This is a genomic window from Frigoribacterium sp. ACAM 257 (assembly GCF_007954365.1).
GTDB lineage: Bacteria > Actinomycetota > Actinomycetes > Actinomycetales > Microbacteriaceae > Frigoribacterium.
This window is the reverse complement of record NZ_VOLO01000003.1, coordinates 460,477-475,290: the sequence shown is the minus strand read 5'-3', so window position 1 is coordinate 475,290 and position 14,814 is coordinate 460,477. Positions and strand designations below refer to the sequence as shown.

Genomic DNA, 14,814 nt, shown 5'->3' with positions numbered 1-14,814 from the left:
CGCCCTCCGGAGAGGACGCGGGCGTGTCGCGCAGGGAGGCCGAGGCCGGCAGCGAGCCGGCCGGCAGCCGGATCTAGAACTCCTCGTGCGTCTCGGGGTCGCCGTCCCAGAGCCGGCCGCGCTCGAGGCCGCTGATGCGGGCGACCTCGTCGTCGGACAGCTCGAAGTCGAAGACGTCGAGGTTCTCGCGCTGCCGGCCGGGGTCGGCCGACTTCGGCACGGGCACGGCGCCGAGCTGGACGTGCCAGCGCAGCACGACCTGGGTGGGCGTCCTGCCGTGGGCACGGGCGATCTCGGTGACGACCGCCTCCTGCAGCAGCTCGCTCTGCTTGGCGAGCGGGCTCCAGCTCTCGGTGACGATGCCCATGCGCTCGTGCACCGCGCGCATCCCCGCCTGGGGGAAGTACGGGTGCAGCTCGATCTGGTTCACCACGGGCACGACGCCGGTCTCGTCGGCGACGCGCTGCAGGTGCTCCTCGGTGAAGTTCGAGACGCCGACGCTGCCGACGAGGCCGTCCTCCTGCAACTTCACGAACGCGCGGAACGAGTCGACGTACTTGTCGACACGCGGCAGCGGCCAGTGGATCAGGTAGAGGTCGACGAAGTCGAGGCCGAGGTTCTTGCGCGTCTCCTCGAAGCTCGCGAGCGTCTCGTCGTAGCCGTGGTGGCGGCCCGGCAGCTTCGACGTGACGACGAGCTCGTCGCGGGGCACGTCGACCCGACGGACGGCCTCGCCGACCGCCGCCTCGTTGCCGTAGTTGAGGGCGGTGTCGAGGAGGCGGTAGCCGGACTCGATCGCCGTGGCGACCTGGCCCGCGCCCTCGTCGCCGTCCATCCCGTACGTGCCGAGGCCGAGGGCCGGGATGGTCCGGCCGTCGGCGAGGCCGATCGAGGGGGCCGTCATCAGCTGACGCCGAGGAGGTCGATGACGAAGATCAGGGTCTTGCCAGAGAGGGGGTGCCCGCCGCCGGCGGGGCCGTAGGCGAGGTGCGGCGGGACGACGAGCTGGCGGCGGCCGCCGACCTTCATGCCGGGGATGCCCTCCTGCCAACCGCGGACGAGCGCCGCGAGGGGGAAGTTGATGGGCTCGCCGCGGCTCCACGACGCGTCGAACTCTTCTCCGGAGTCGAACTCGACGCCGAGGTAGTGGACGTTGACGGTCGAGCCGGACTGGGCCTCGTCGCCGTCGCCGACCGTGATGTCGGTGATCTCGAGCTCGGCGGGAGCAGGAGCGGTGGGGGCGTCGATCTCGGGCTTGGTGCTGGGGTCGTGAGTCATGCGTCCATCCAACCACCGCCTCCTCGGGTCGTCGGGCGACGTCCGCGCGTCGATCCGGGAACGGTGCGCATCGCGCATGATGGAGCCTTGACCACTTCCCCGCCCCCGCCTGCTCCGGCTCCGTCCCGCCGCCCCGTGCTCGTCGACGTCACTCCCCTGCGGCAGAGCCCTGCCTTCGCGCGGCTCTTCGTCGGCAACACCGTCAGCGGCATCGGCACGCAGCTGACCCTCGTCGCCGTCGGGCTCGAGGTCTACGACATCACCCGCTCGACCGTCGCCGTCGCGCTGGTCGGCGTCGTCTCGCTCGTGCCCATGATCGTCGCGGGGCTCTGGGGCGGCATGCTCGCCGACGCGTTCGACCGGCGCAAGGTCGCCCTCGTCGCCGCCGTGTTCGCCTGGCTCTCGACCGCCGCCATCGCCCTGCACGCCTGGCTCGGCCTGCACGAGGTGGGGCTGCTCTACGTGCTGACCTGCGTGAACGCGGTCGCGGGCACGATGATCGCGACCTCGCGCGCGTCGATCGTGCCGCGCCTCCTGCCGGCCTCTCTGCTGCCCGCCGCCGCCGCGCTCGGCGGGATCGGCACCGGGCTGATGCTCACGGTCGGGCCGGCGCTCGCGGGGGTGCTCGTCGCGGGCATCGGCTTCGCCCCCACCTACACGGTCGACGTCGTGCTCTTCTCGTTCGCGTTCCTCGGGATCGTGACCCTGCCGCCGATCCGCCCGGAGGGGAACGCGCAGCGGCCCGGCCTGGCCTCGCTGGTCGAGGGCATGCGGTTCCTGCGGCGAGCGCCGACGGTGCGGACGACGTTCGTGGTCGACATCATCGCGATGACCTTCGGGCAGCCGCGCGTGCTCTACCCCGTGGTCGGGGCCGTGGTGATCGGAGGAGGTGCGGTGACGGTGGGCGTGCTCACCGCCTCCTACGCCGTGGGGGCGCTGCTGAGCAGCGTCTTCTCCGGTCGACTCGGCCACGTGCGCCTCCAGGGCAGGGCCGTCGACCGGGCGATCACCGTCTACGGGATCTGCATCGCGGCGTTCGGGCTCGTCCTGGCGCTCACGTCGCCCCGGGGCGACGGCGGCCTGACGGAGGGGCTGGGGCAGGCCGACCTCGTCGCGCTCGCCGCTGCCGCGCTCGCCCTGGCGGGAGCCGGAGCCGCCGACAACGTGAGCTCGATCTTCCGCTCGACCATCCTGCAGACCGCGGCTCCCGACCACATGAGGGGGCGCCTCCAGGGCGTCTTCATCGTGGTCGTCACCGGCGGACCGCGGGTCGGCGACCTGTTCGTCGGGCTCGTCGTCGCGGCGGGCGTCGCGTGGCCACCACTGCTCGGCGGGGCGTTGATCGTCGTGCTGATCGCGGTGGTGGCGCGGCTGACGCCGTCGTTCCGCCAGTACGACGCGCTGCACCCGACGCCCTAGCCCCGCAGGCGGCGACCGCCGCCGACCTCACCAGCCGGGCGGCCGGAGGGGGCGACCCCAGGGGTCGTGCGTCGGAGGGCCGTCCTGCCAGTACTGCTGCTGCACGGGCTGCGGCGGCACCTGCAGCTGCGCCGGCTGCTGCTGCTGCTGCCAGGCCAGCGCCGGCTGCTGCGGCCACCCGACGAACGCCGCGGGCGGGGCCTGCAGCGCGGCCCGGCTCGCGGCGAGCGCCGCCAGCAGGTCGGCCTCGTCGCGGCGTGCGCCCTCGTCGTGCCCTCTCTTGCCCTTGACGAGCCGCTGTCGCGTGAAGGCGAGACGCGTGGCGTCCGAGACGAAGCGACCCATGGCGGGCCCCGTCCCGTTCGCGGTCGCCCAGCGTCGGGCACGGCGACGACCGGCGCTCGTCGAGAGCATCGCGACCTCGTCGGCGCTGAACCAGCCGACCGCGGCGTACTCGGCGAGTCGAGCGTGCGTCACCCGGCGCTCGTTGCGGCGCAGGAACACGACCAGCAGCACCATCGCGACGAAGATCGGCACCTGGACGAGCAGGTAGTAGACGAAGAAGCCGTCGCCGACGACGACGAGCGCGCCGTTCCAGAGGGCGTGCAGGGCCGCGGCGGGCACGACCCCCAGGGCGAACCAGCCGATGGCGCCGAGGCGGCCCGTGCGGCGGGCGGCCCAGCCGAGCGCGATGCCGGTGCACGCCGTGTACATCACGTGGGCGAACGGCGACATCAGCGCGCGGACCACGAACACGAAGACCAGCCCGTCGCTGCCGAGCGTCAGGTCGTCGACGACCTGCAGGGCGAAGTACTGGATGTTCTCGACGAAGGCGAAGCCGGCAGCCACCGTCGCGGCGTAGACGACGCCGTCGACGGGCCCGTCGAAGTGCCGGCGGAAGATCCACAGCACCAGCAGGACGCCGAACCCCTTGGCGACCTCCTCGACGATCGGCGCCTGGACGACTGCGCCGAAGACCTCCGCGCCTCCTTCCGCACCGATGCCGACGAGGCCCTGGACGGAGCCGACGACGAGGTCGACGATGAGCGCGGTGCCGACCGAGACGGCGGCGCCCCAGAGGAACGCGAAGAGCAGGGCGACTCGGGGCTCGGGCTCCCAGCGGTCGACCAGCCGGATGCCGACCATCACGATCGCGAGCGGCACGAAGGCGAGCAGGCTCGCGGCGAGGATCACGCCCGGAGACAGGAAGATCAGGAAGTACACGACCAGGGCGAGCACGAAGACGCCGATGACCGTGAAGCCGACGGCGAGTGCGACGCCGCTCGCGACGGGTCGACGCCGGGGCGCAGGCTGCGCGAAGACCGGCTGCGCGGGCCACCAGACGGGCTCCGGCGCCCGTGCGGGCTGCCCGACGGGCAGGTGTTGCGGTGCGGAGTCGTGCCACGTCATGCCCCTGACCCTACGGGCCTGCAGGAGGCGCGGGCCGGGCGCCGAGGACGCGCCGGCCAGCGCCCGACCCCGCTCTGGCCGGCGCGCGCACGGCGACGCGCTCCGCACCCCTGCCGCTGTATTCTCGGGGGATGTCTGCGACGCGGTCCCTCCCGGAGAACCCGTCGCCGACCCGGTACGTCGTCATGCGCGTCTGGCACGACTTCCTGAGGCACCGCACGATCGACGCCGCCGCCTCCTTGACGTTCTTCTCGACCCTGGCGATCCTGCCGACGGCGCTGGCCCTGGTCTCGGGCGTGGCGCTGTTCCAGGACGGCGAGGCGGCCGTGAACGACATCCTCGAGGTCGCCCGTTTCGTGCTGAGCGCGGACGCGATCGACACCCTGCGTCGGCCGCTCGAGCAGATGCTGAGCCTCTCGAACCCCGGCGTCGCGTTCGGCATCGGCCTGTGGCTCACGCTCTGGTCGCTGTCGTCGTACACGACCGCCTTCGGCCGGGCGATGAACACCGCCTACGAGGTCGAGGAGGGGCGCCGGATCTGGAAGTTCCGCGGCCACATGATGATCGTCACCTTCGTGCTGATGGTGTCGTTCGCCGTGATCGCGGCGCTGCTGCTCGTGACCCCGACGCTGTTCGTGGGCATCGGCGAGGCCGCGGGCTTCGGGGAGCCCTGGTTCACGCTCTACAACGTGGTCAAGTGGCCGGTGATCGCGGCCCTGGCGGTCTTCGCCGTCGCGATGCTCTACTACTTCACGCCGAACGTGCGCCCGCCCCGCCTGCGCTGGGTCTCGTACGGCGCCATGTTCGCGCTCGTGATCTGGGCCGTCTGCACCCTCGGCTTCGCCCTCTACGTGTCGACCGTCTCGAACTACGACCGCTTCTACGGCTGGCTCGGCGGCGTCGTGGTCGTGCTGCTCTACTCGTACATCAGCAACTTCGTGCTCGTCATCGGCGGCGAGCTCGACAGCGAGGTGCTCCGGATGCGTCAGCTGCGCCGGGGGGTCAAGGCCGAGGAGGTCATCCCCCTGCCCATGCGCGACACCGCCCGCAACCACATCCTCGCCCGCAACGGCGCGTGGGACGTCAGGGTCGGGCGCGCGCTCCGTGAACGGGCCCTGCGCGAGAACGGCGGCGTGCTCGACGCCGACGAGCTGCGCCACCTGCACGTCCGCGGCGAGCGGCTGCACATCACCGACCGCGACCACGCGCACTCGGCCGCGCTCGAGCTCGACCTGGACGGCGACGGCACCCGCGGGCCCGACCGGACGCCCGAGGTCGACGCCGCCCGTTCGCCTGAGCCCTCGACGCCGTAGCTGTCGGCGCCGTAGCTGTCGGCGCCGCGGGCCTTGCACCCCGGAGTGGACGATGCACCCCGTCGCATCGGGGTGCATCGTCCACTCAGGGGTGTTCGCCGAGGGCCGGACGCGCAGGAGGCGCGGTGCCGGTCGACCGGCACCGCGCCTCCTCGAGGGGGTCGCGTCAGCTCCTCCGGCTCGCCCGTCGCCGGACCACCAGGGCCGTGCCGAGGACGAGCAGGCCGAGGCCCGCCGCGAGCACGACGCCGAGCGCCGGGCCCGCCCCCGTGAACGCGAGTCGTCCGTCGTCGGCCGTGACGACCGGCGACGTGCCGGACTGCCCGTTCCCGACCGACGGAGAGCTGCCGGAGCCTGAGCCGGAGCCGGTCCCCGGTCCCGTGCCCGGTGCGGTCGGGTCTCCGCCGGTGCCGGGTGCGGTCGGGTCGCCTCCCCCGACGGGCGGGTCGACGGGCGCCGCCAGGATCGTCACGCCCGCCGTCTCGACCGGCTCGGCGGCGACGAAGCCGGCGGCGGTCGCCGTGACACGTGCCGTGACGACGCTGCCCTCGGCACCCGCCGGCACGGTGAACGCGCCGGCCAGGACGGCAGCCCTGGTCGACGGATCGACCGGGGCAGCCGGGACCGCCGGGGCGACCGGGGCGACCGACTCGTCGTCGACGAACCACTCGACGGCGACGGCGGCGTCACCGGGGTCGACGTCGACGCTCACCCGCAGCTCGGAGCCGACCCGCGGCTCCCCCACCACGACCGCCGAGCTCGTCGCGACCTGACGCTCGACGCGGATGGCGTACTCCGTCGTCGTCGACCCGTCGGGCGACGTGATGCGCACCGTGGCGATCCCGCCGTTCCCGGCGTCGGCCTGCGTCGTCGTGACGGCCGACGTCGTGTCGGTGGCGATCGCCGAGACGAGCGGCCAGCGCGCACCGGCGGTGACCACCTCGTACGAGCCGACCTCGGGGTTGAAGCCCTCGACCTCCACGCCGTCGACGCGCACGGTCGCGGCCGTGCTCACCGACGAGTCGGAGGCGACGGGCTCGAAGAGCTGCACCTCGCTGACGGTGAGGTGCGTGTTCGCGAAGGCGTTCATCACGACGCGGATGCCGGAGGTGCTGACGGTCGGGAACTCCGCGGTAACGACGGGGGCGCCGCCGGCCGGCACCGGCACGGTCTGCGGCGTCTCGTACCCGGGCAGCGGCTGCCAGGTGCCGTCGGCCGCGCGCTGCTGCAGCTGGAGGCTCTCGGCCCAGCTGCGGGCCGAGCCGTCGGCGTAGAACTGCACGGCGACCTGGGACACGTCACGCGCTGCGTCGAAGGAGTAGGTCAGCGTGCTCTGCGCCGGCTTGCCCGAGGAGACCCAGTTCGACCAGCCCTTGTCGCCCGACACCCCGTTGCGGGTGCGGTCGGCGGGGTAGCCCGACTCGGTCGACGAGGCCGTGGCCGCGACTCCAGGGTCGGGGGCGAAGTTGCGCAGGGTCGACTCGGTGACGACCAACGACAGGCGCGCCGGCAGCGCGCCTCCGTCGACCGTGGCCGTGCCGGTCAGGGGAACGACGCCCACGGCGGCGAGGTCGGCGTCGGTGAGCCCCTGGGCGTCCCAGGCGACCGGGACGTCGAAGGTCTGCTCGGACGCGGCCACCCGCGCCGGCACCGTCTCGGGCAGGGCCGCGACGACTCCCGCCGCCGGGCTGCCCACGGCGACCGTGAGCGACACCGGGTCGGTGACCGTCAGGCCGCCGACGTCGACGAGCGCGGTGACCGCGAACGACTGCCCGAACACGTCGGTCGCCGTGCCGGCCACGTCGACCCGTCCGGGCTCCTGCCAGGCAGAGGCGTCGAGGGCGTCCCAGGTGACGGGCGCCGCAGCTCCGGTGCCCCACGAGTAGCGCGCCACGATCGTGGCGGGCAGCGCAGGAGGCACGCCCGCGTCGGTCCGGACCGCCACGGTCTGCCCCGCGGCCGGCTCCAGGTCGCGGACGGCCCAGCGCTGGTTCGCGCCGCCGTTCGTGCCGTAGACGCCGACCGGGGCTCCCTCGGCGGTCGACTGGCCGCCCACGTCGAGCGACTGCGCGACGCCGTCGCCGACGAAGGAGAAGGTCTCGCCGTCGGTCGTCGTCACCCACCAGCGCGTGGCAGGATCGGCCGCAGCCGCGGCGGCGTCGACGGCGCGCAGCTCGGTGCCGCGCGAGGTCGCGGCGAGGTACCGCCCGTCGCCTGCCTGCAGGGTCACCCGGCGGACGTCGCCGGACGCGGTGGGGGCCGCGCGGACGGTCCAGGCCTGGCCGGCCGCCGCCTCCCCCGTGGTGGCCGAGGAGGCGAGCGCCGGGCCGGTCGAACCGGCCGCGGCCCCCAGCGCCTTGCCGCTCTGGACGCCCACGAACTGGTACTCGTGGCCGTCGACGAAGGCGGGAGCGTCCGCCGCGACGCCGGAGACGCCGCTCACCTCGAACGTCGTGACCGACTTCGCGGGCACGGTCAAGGTCGCGGTGCCGGCGGCGACGTCGACCGCGACGGGCGTGCCGGGCACGACGCCCGTGGACGTGACGTCGGCGCCCTCGGGAGCCTCGGTGGTCGTGAAGGGCGTGACCGACGCCTCCTGGTCGACGGCGCCGAAGCGCGACAGGTCGATGGTGACCGTGCGGTCGGCGTCCGTCGTGTTGCGGTGCACGAGCGTGGCGCCGTCGCCGTCGGGGCGCACGGCCGCGGTGGTGTCGACGTCGTCCACGGCGACGAGCCGGTCGCCCTCGTGGATGAACTTCGTGAAGTTGCGGAGCGCGGAGAACTTCGAGTTGACCTCGACCGAGCAGGGCTCGACCGCGGTGGAGTCGCCCCCGGCGTCCGCGACGCGGCGCTCGCTCTTCCAGACCTCGGCGCCGTCCTCGGTGAACGGGACGCAGTCGAGGTCGATGAACATCGAGCCCCAGTTGAGGTCCTCGCCCTGCGGCTCCATGTTGTAGAGGTCCTCGACGGGCTGCCAGAGCACCCAGGCGTCGGGCTCGAGCTCGCGCAGGTCGTCCATCACGCGGCCGGCCATGCCGAGGCCGTTCTCGATGTTCGCGGGGTCCCAGCCATCGACCCAGCTGCCCTCGATCTCGCTCATCCAGAGCGGTGAGTCAGCCTGCTTCGCGAGGTCGCGCACGCCGAGGCGACCGCTCGTTCCGTAGGTGTGCACGTTCAGGCGCTCGACCGCGTCACGCGTCGCCTGCGGGTACGCCGCCCAGTTCGTGGCGAAGATGCCGGGGTTCGTCTCGTCCATCGCCGCGATGAAGGCGTCGGTGGTCGTGCCGGACTCGGCGAGCTCGGCCTGCAGCGCCGCGATCACGCGGACCTGCTGGTCGGGAGAGACGTGCATCCCCTCCTGGCGGCCGGTCGGCTGCCCGTCGCGGATCGTCGTGCCCCAGTAGTTCGTGTTCGGCTCGTTGAACGGGTCGATCGACTCGACCTCGATGCCCGAGGTCTGCTCGAGCTGCTCGGTGACCCGCGTGAGGTACGTCACGAAGTCGGCCTCGGACGCGGTGCTCAGCTGCTGCGCCGTCGAGTCGAACCCGCCCGACACGTAGCCGCTCTCGGTCATGAACCACGGCGCCGAGTTCGCGAACGTCTCCCAGTGCGTGATCTGGTCGTCGGCCGCGAGGCGGTCGACCCACCAGCGCTGCGTCGCGTCGGCGTCGAGGTCGTACTGAGACAGGTCGTCGGGGTCGAAGGCCGCGCGCACGGCCTCGCGGTCGGCGTACGCCGTGGAGGCGCCCCCGTAGGTGTTCTCGCTGCCGTCGGCGTCCGGGGCCCACCAGCCGTCGACCGCGCCGCCGGGACGCAGGTAGTCGACGACGTCGCTCGCGTTGCCGCCGCCGATGTTGTAGCGGGCGATGTTGAGGTCGAGCCCCTCCTCGCCGAAGACCGCCTGGTAGAGGTCCTCGCGGAGCTCCTCGGGGTAGCCGCCGGTCGCGTTGGCGAACCAGACGAGGCTCGTGCCCCACCCCTGGAACGGGTCGCCCGCGTACCAGGGGTTCGGCGTGAGGGTCACCCCCTCGGCCGCCGTGGCCGCGCCTGCCGGCTCGGTGGTCGGCAGCGCCGTCGCCAGCCCGACGGCGACCAGCGCCGTGGCGCTCGCCCCCGCCAGCAGCCGCGTCACAGCGCGTCGTACAGATCGTGATCGTCGCATCATCGTCGATGCAGCCCCTCTGTCGAACTGACGGCCGACCCTGACGTCGACCGTGGGGTCGTCGTCGACCCTCTCGTCGACCCTACGATGTTTGCGCAAACACGGCTAGGGGGGACGGCTCGGCTCTCGCGTCGTGCGCATGCCCTGCACCCCGGAGTGGACGATGCACCCCGTCGTTCCGGGGTGCATCGTCCACTACGGGGTGTTCCGCCGCCGGGCGCGGGTGCGGCGCTCCGGTCAGTCCGCGAGCACGGCCCGCACCGCGTCGTAGGCGGGCGTCGGCTCGCCGTCGTCGAAGAGCAGGTCGTGGCCCTGCTCGAGGCCGTCGTCGTCGGCGAAGAAGTCGTAGCGGTCGTCGACGCCCCACGTCGTGTACGAGACGCAGGTCTCCGAGGCGAGGCAGGTCGCGAGGATCGTGGCGAACTGCTCCGCCTGGGCGGCCTGGCCCTGAGCGTCCGTGACGTCGTTCTCGGAGATGCGCACGATCAGCCCCGCGTCCTCGAAGGCGTCGAGCGTCGTGTCGAGGTCGTCAGCCGAGACGGCGTCCGTGTCGAGGTCGTAGATGTGGGTCTGGAGCCCGACGCCGTCGATGTGGCCGCCCGCTGCGTTCGTGTCGAGGACGAGCTGCCGCAGGGCGTCCTGGCGCGGCCCCGGCACGTCGGCGCCGTTCTCGTTGACGAACTGCCGCACCTCCGGGTCGGCGTCGTGGACCGCCTGCGAGACGACCACGGGGTAGTCCTGCCCGAAGACCCGCAGCCAGGTGTTCTCCTGCAGCTCCGTCCCCTGGTCGACGTCGAACGGCTCGTTCACGACGTCGAGCGAGTCCAGCCGACCGCGGAAGTGCGTGACCACCGTCGTCACGTAGCCGAGGAGGACCTCGGCGCTGGCCTCGCGCTCGTCCTCGGTGTCGCTGGGCAGGTCCTGCATCCAGCGCGGCATCGCCTCGGTGAAGGCGACCGTGTGGCCGTGCACGGCGATGCCCTTGCTCTCGGCGAGATCGAGGAGGGCGTCCGCCTCCGCGAAGGCGTACTCGCCCTGGCGCGGGGAGAGCGCCTGCGGCTTCATCGCGTTCTCCGGGGTGAGGGCGCCGAACTCGCCCACGAGCTCGTCCGCGTAGTGCGCGTCCGAGGCGAGGGGACCGAGTGCCACGGCCGCGCCGACGAGGAAGTCCGGACGTGAGCGGGCGGCGAGCGCCTGGAGGCCGTCCGGGGACGGTTCGGCGTCGGCCGCGACGGGTCCTGCGGTGGCCAGGGAGGCGCCTCCCGCGGCCGTGAGCGAGTCGACCGTGAACGTCCCCTCGTCGCTCGACAGGCCCAGCCAGAGCTCGCCCGAGCCGAAGACGTCGCCGAGCGGCAGCGTCGACAGCGTCATGCCGTCGCTCGCGACCTCGAGCTGGCCGCCCCGACGGTCCACGGTGAGCTCAGCCTCGGGATCGGAGAGCGTGACGTGCTCGTCCTCGGCCGGCCGGGGCTCGCTCACGTCGTCGGGGGACGCGCCGTCGAAGACGGTGATGCGCAGGTCGTCGCCGCTCAGGGTGAGGTGGAGGCCGGCGGGCTCCAGTCGGAACTCGTCCGCGATCACGGGCGGGCTGTCGAGGAGGGACAGGGTGGCGTCGGCGGTGACGTCCGCGAAGGAGGCGCGGAACGAGAAGTCCGCCACGCCCACCAGATGAGTCCCCGCGAGGTCCATCGGCGGGTCCGCCTGGCCGCCCCCGCCGTCCTGCTCGACGATGCTCCTGCCGGTCGCCGTCACCCGGAGCTCGTCGCCGTCCGCGACGATCCCCGGGACGTGCTGCCAGTCCTGCTGCAGCAGGTCGATCACGGCGTCGTGCTCAGGTGACGGCACCGTCGAGCTGCAGGACGTCAGGGCGAGGCAGAGGCCGGCTGCCGCGATCCGGACTGCGAGGCGTCGCCGGCCACCGGGGCCGGCCATCAGGACACGTCGAGCGCGGTGCCCTCGATGCCCTCCGGGTCCCGGCTCACTTCTTGACCGCACAGGTGACCTGGTCCGCGCTCTGGCCGGAGACGGACGACGGGAGCGGGACAGCCGACGGCGCCGGCGCTGCGGGGGAAGCCGTGTCGGGAGAGGCGGAGGGGTCTCCCGTGGCGGGGTCCTGCTCGGGCGCAGGGCCGTCCTGGGAGGGTGCGGGCGTAGGCGTGGGCGCGTTCGGGTCCACGATCGCAGATCGGCCGAGGCTGTCCTCGGCGAGCACGATCGGCTGGTTGGCCTGGAGCGTCGCGTTCAGGAGTTCGGCGGCGGTCCCGTCGACGACGACGCGGTTCCTGTTGGCCGGGTCGTCGGCGACCGGGTACTGCAGGAACACCATGTCGGACAGGCCGACGGTGTTCACGGCGATGGCGATCTGCGCGAGGGTCGTGGGGCTCGAGAGGGTGTCCGAGAGGGTCATGGCCCCGAACGCGGTCCGCGCCAGGCGGAGGACCTTGGTCGGGTCCGTCAGCGTGCCCGCCGAGACGACCTGTCGGGCGAGCGCGGACATGAAGGTCTGCTGGTTGCTGATCCTGCCCAGGTCGCTCGCGTCGCCGACGCCGTGCCGGGACCGCAGGAACGCTCCGGCCTCGGCACCGGTCAGGGTCTGCGTGCCTGCGGACAGGTCGAGGGCAGGTGTGACGTCGTTGTCCTTGATCGGTGTGGCCAGGCACACCTCGACGCCTCCGACGGCGTCGGCCATCGAGACGACGCCGCCGAAGGCGATGCTGCCGGCGTAGTCGATCTGCAGACCGGTGAGCTGGCTGATCGTGCTCGCCACGCAGGCGAGGCCGTACTGCTCGCCGCCTCGGGCCAGCACCGTGTTGAGCATGGCCTTCGAGGAGGCGGGGGTCGTCTCGCCGGCATCGTTCGTGCAGGCGGGCACCGGGAGCATCAGATCCCGGGGGAAGCTGATCACGGCCATGTTCGTGTGGTCCTCGGAGATGTGCACGAGGACGGTCGTGTCGTTGTTGCCGACGCCCAGGCTGGCGGCCTGGTTCGCAGGGTCGTCGAAGCCGGCGCCCTGGTCCTGGCGGGTGTCCGTCGCGACCAGGAGCATGTTCACCTCGCCGGACTGAGCGGTGAGCTCGGGGACGGGATCGGCCGTCGTCCCGGGGACGGCGAGCGACACGGTCGGCCCCGCGGCGCCGAGCACCTGCCACGTCGCGATCGCGGCCACGGACGTCGAGCTGACCAGGGCCACGGCCAGGGCGGCACCGAGCGCGCGGACGACGAAGCCAGCTGGTCCGCGCCTCTTCAGACGCCCGTGCCGGGCGACCCCGCCCGTGCTCTCTGCCGCTCTGTCGTCGCTCATGTCCGGCCCCTCGCCCGTCGCTCCCCTGTCGGGGTCTCCCCCGGCATCATGCCGTACCGCCGGCGATCCCCGCCGAGAAGCGCCCGTGGTCCAGCCCGGGGCAGCCCCCGGGCCGGCCCTCAGCCCGCGGTCTCGTCACCCGGGTTGCGCACCCCGGTCGCGTTCGCGGCGCGGGCCACGGCGGCCGCCGGGTCGTCGACGTCGATGATCGGGATGGCGCTCGTCACGGCCTCGAGACCGGACAGGCGTGCGGGCGACAGCACCTTCTGCACCTGCGCCTCGCTCATCAGGCCGGCCGCGACGACGAGCCGGGCGATGGGCGCGTTCGTCGTGAGGGCGGTGTGGGCGATCGCGGCGGCGGCCGAGTAGCCGATGTACGGGGTCAGCGCGGTGACGCTGCCGACGTTCGTCTCGACCTGCTGCGTGAGGCGGGCGCGGTTCGCCTCGATGCCGTCGACGCAGTTCACCCGCAGGGTGCGGCAGGCGTACGTCATCCACTGGAGGCTCTGCATCACCGAGTGCGTGATGACGGGCTCGAACGCGTTGAGCTGCAGCTGGCCTGCCTCCGCCGCCATCGTGACCGTCACGTCGGCGCCGGCGACCGAGAACGCGACCTGGTTGACGACCTCGGGGATCACCGGGTTCACCTTGCCCGGCATGATCGACGAACCGGCCTGGCGCGGCGGCAGCGTGATCTCGCCGATGCCGGCCTGCGGACCGGACGACAACAGGCGCAGGTCGTTGCAGATCTTCGAGAGCTTGATCGCGCTTCGCTTGAGCGCGCCGCTGAGCGTCATGAAGACGCCGGTGTCGCTCGTCGCCTCGATCAGGTCAGGGGCCGTGACGAGCTCCATGCCCGACAGCTCGCTGAGGTGGCGGCGCACGGCGTCCGCGTACTGCGGGTCGGCCGTGATGCCGGTGCCGATCGCGGTGGCGCCGAGGTTGATCTCGCCGAGCAGGGGGACGACGTCGCGGAGGCGCTGAACGTCCTCGCCCAGGGTGTGGGCGAAGCCGACGAACTCCTGGCCGAGGGTCATCGGCACGGCGTCCTGCAGCTGCGTCCGGCCGACCTTCAGCACGTCGTGGAACTCGGCGCCCTTGGTCGCGAAGGCCGTGGCGAGCAGGTCGAGCTCGTCGAGGAGGCGGCGGAGCGTCAGGACCATCGCGATCTTCACCGAGGTCGGGTACGTGTCGTTCGTGCTCTGGCTGCGGTTGACGTCGTCGATGGGGTGCAGGTGGACGTAGTCGCCCTTGGGGTGGCCCATCAGCTCCAGGGCCCTGTTGGCGATCACCTCGTTGCTGTTCATGTTCGTGCTCGTGCCCGCGCCTCCCTGGATCACCCCGACGGCGAACTCGTCGTGCAGCGCTCCCCCGCGGATCTCGACGCAGGCCTGCTCGATGGCGTCGGCCTTGTGGCGCTCGAGCACGCCGATCTCGACGTTGGCCCGTGCGGCGGCCTGCTTGACGAGCGCGAGCGCGATCACGAGGTCGGGGTAGACCGAGATCGGCCGCTGGCTGATGGGGAAGTTCTCGAGCGCCCGCGCCGTGTGGATGCCCCAGTAGGCGTCGGCCGGGACCTCACGACTGCCCAGGGAGTCGGTCTCGGTGCGCGTGCTCGGGCCTGCCGCGCGTCGCCCGCGCGACGTCGGCTGCTCGCCCGTCTGGTCGGCCGACCGCTCACCGGGCCGTCCGTCGAGGTCGTCGGTGCCGGCACCGTGGTGGTCGTCGGTGCGGGTGCTGTCGGTCGTCACGGTGTCGTGCCTCCGTCGTCGTCGTCGTTCGCCGCCACGACCTCGTGAGCCGTGACGGTCGGCCGCTGCCGAGCCTACCGAGCCGAGGAGGCGCAGGCCGGGCCGAGCGCACATCGTCGACAGGTGTCGACCAGCGTCCCGGACCGTGGGAAGCTTCTCGACGCCGCCCGCGTTGCAGCC

The 14,814-nt window shown here is 72.8% G+C and carries 9 protein-coding genes; 2 read left to right on the top strand and 7 right to left on the bottom strand.

Annotation, left to right across the window (positions count from 1 at the left end):
- Window positions 1-73: 73 nt before the first annotated feature.
- On the bottom strand, window positions 74-904 hold the full coding sequence (locus tag ES689_RS12025; protein WP_223269569.1) for an aldo/keto reductase: 831 nt from the start codon (window positions 902-904) through the stop codon (window positions 74-76).
- The gene (locus ES689_RS12020; RefSeq protein ID WP_146904708.1) at window positions 904-1,278 is read right to left on the bottom strand and encodes an FKBP-type peptidyl-prolyl cis-trans isomerase; all 375 of its coding nucleotides are present in this window, start codon (window positions 1,276-1,278) and stop codon (window positions 904-906) included. The genes ES689_RS12025 and ES689_RS12020 overlap by 1 nt, the downstream gene beginning before the upstream one ends.
- Window positions 1,279-1,365: 87 nt before the next feature.
- Between ES689_RS12020 and ES689_RS12015 the strand changes: the two genes are divergently transcribed.
- The gene (locus ES689_RS12015) at window positions 1,366-2,697 is read left to right on the top strand and encodes an MFS transporter (protein ID WP_146904705.1); all 1,332 of its coding nucleotides are present in this window, start codon (window positions 1,366-1,368) and stop codon (window positions 2,695-2,697) included.
- A 27-nt stretch (window positions 2,698-2,724) separates the two neighbouring features.
- On the opposite strand, the gene ES689_RS12010 is transcribed toward ES689_RS12015, so the two are convergent.
- The gene (locus ES689_RS12010; protein ID WP_146904702.1) at window positions 2,725-4,107 is read right to left on the bottom strand and encodes a PrsW family intramembrane metalloprotease; all 1,383 of its coding nucleotides are present in this window, start codon (window positions 4,105-4,107) and stop codon (window positions 2,725-2,727) included.
- Between the two features lie 131 nt (window positions 4,108-4,238).
- On the opposite strand from ES689_RS12010, the gene ES689_RS12005 reads away from it, so the two are divergent.
- Window positions 4,239-5,420, top strand: a complete 1,182-nt coding sequence (locus ES689_RS12005) for a YihY/virulence factor BrkB family protein (RefSeq protein ID WP_146904699.1) — start codon at window positions 4,239-4,241, stop codon at window positions 5,418-5,420.
- Between the two features lie 166 nt (window positions 5,421-5,586).
- Here ES689_RS12005 and ES689_RS12000 read toward each other — a convergent pair whose 3' ends face one another.
- The 4 genes from ES689_RS12000 to ES689_RS11985 form a co-directional block, all read right to left on the bottom strand.
- Window positions 5,587-9,552, bottom strand: coding sequence for an Ig-like domain-containing protein (locus ES689_RS12000; protein WP_146904696.1), 3,966 nt, complete (start codon window positions 9,550-9,552; stop codon window positions 5,587-5,589).
- A 267-nt stretch (window positions 9,553-9,819) separates the two neighbouring features.
- Window positions 9,820-11,403, bottom strand: coding sequence for an endo-1,4-beta-xylanase (locus tag ES689_RS11995; protein ID WP_223269568.1), 1,584 nt, complete (start codon window positions 11,401-11,403; stop codon window positions 9,820-9,822).
- A 157-nt stretch (window positions 11,404-11,560) separates the two neighbouring features.
- Window positions 11,561-12,883: an LCP family protein gene (locus ES689_RS11990; RefSeq protein ID WP_146904690.1), complete on the bottom strand. Its 1,323-nt coding sequence runs from the start codon at window positions 12,881-12,883 to the stop codon at window positions 11,561-11,563.
- A 119-nt stretch (window positions 12,884-13,002) separates the two neighbouring features.
- Window positions 13,003-14,634 (bottom strand): aspartate ammonia-lyase, encoded by a 1,632-nt coding sequence (locus ES689_RS11985; RefSeq protein ID WP_223269567.1) that lies wholly within the window; start codon window positions 14,632-14,634, stop codon window positions 13,003-13,005.
- Between the last annotated feature and the right edge of the window lie 180 nt (window positions 14,635-14,814).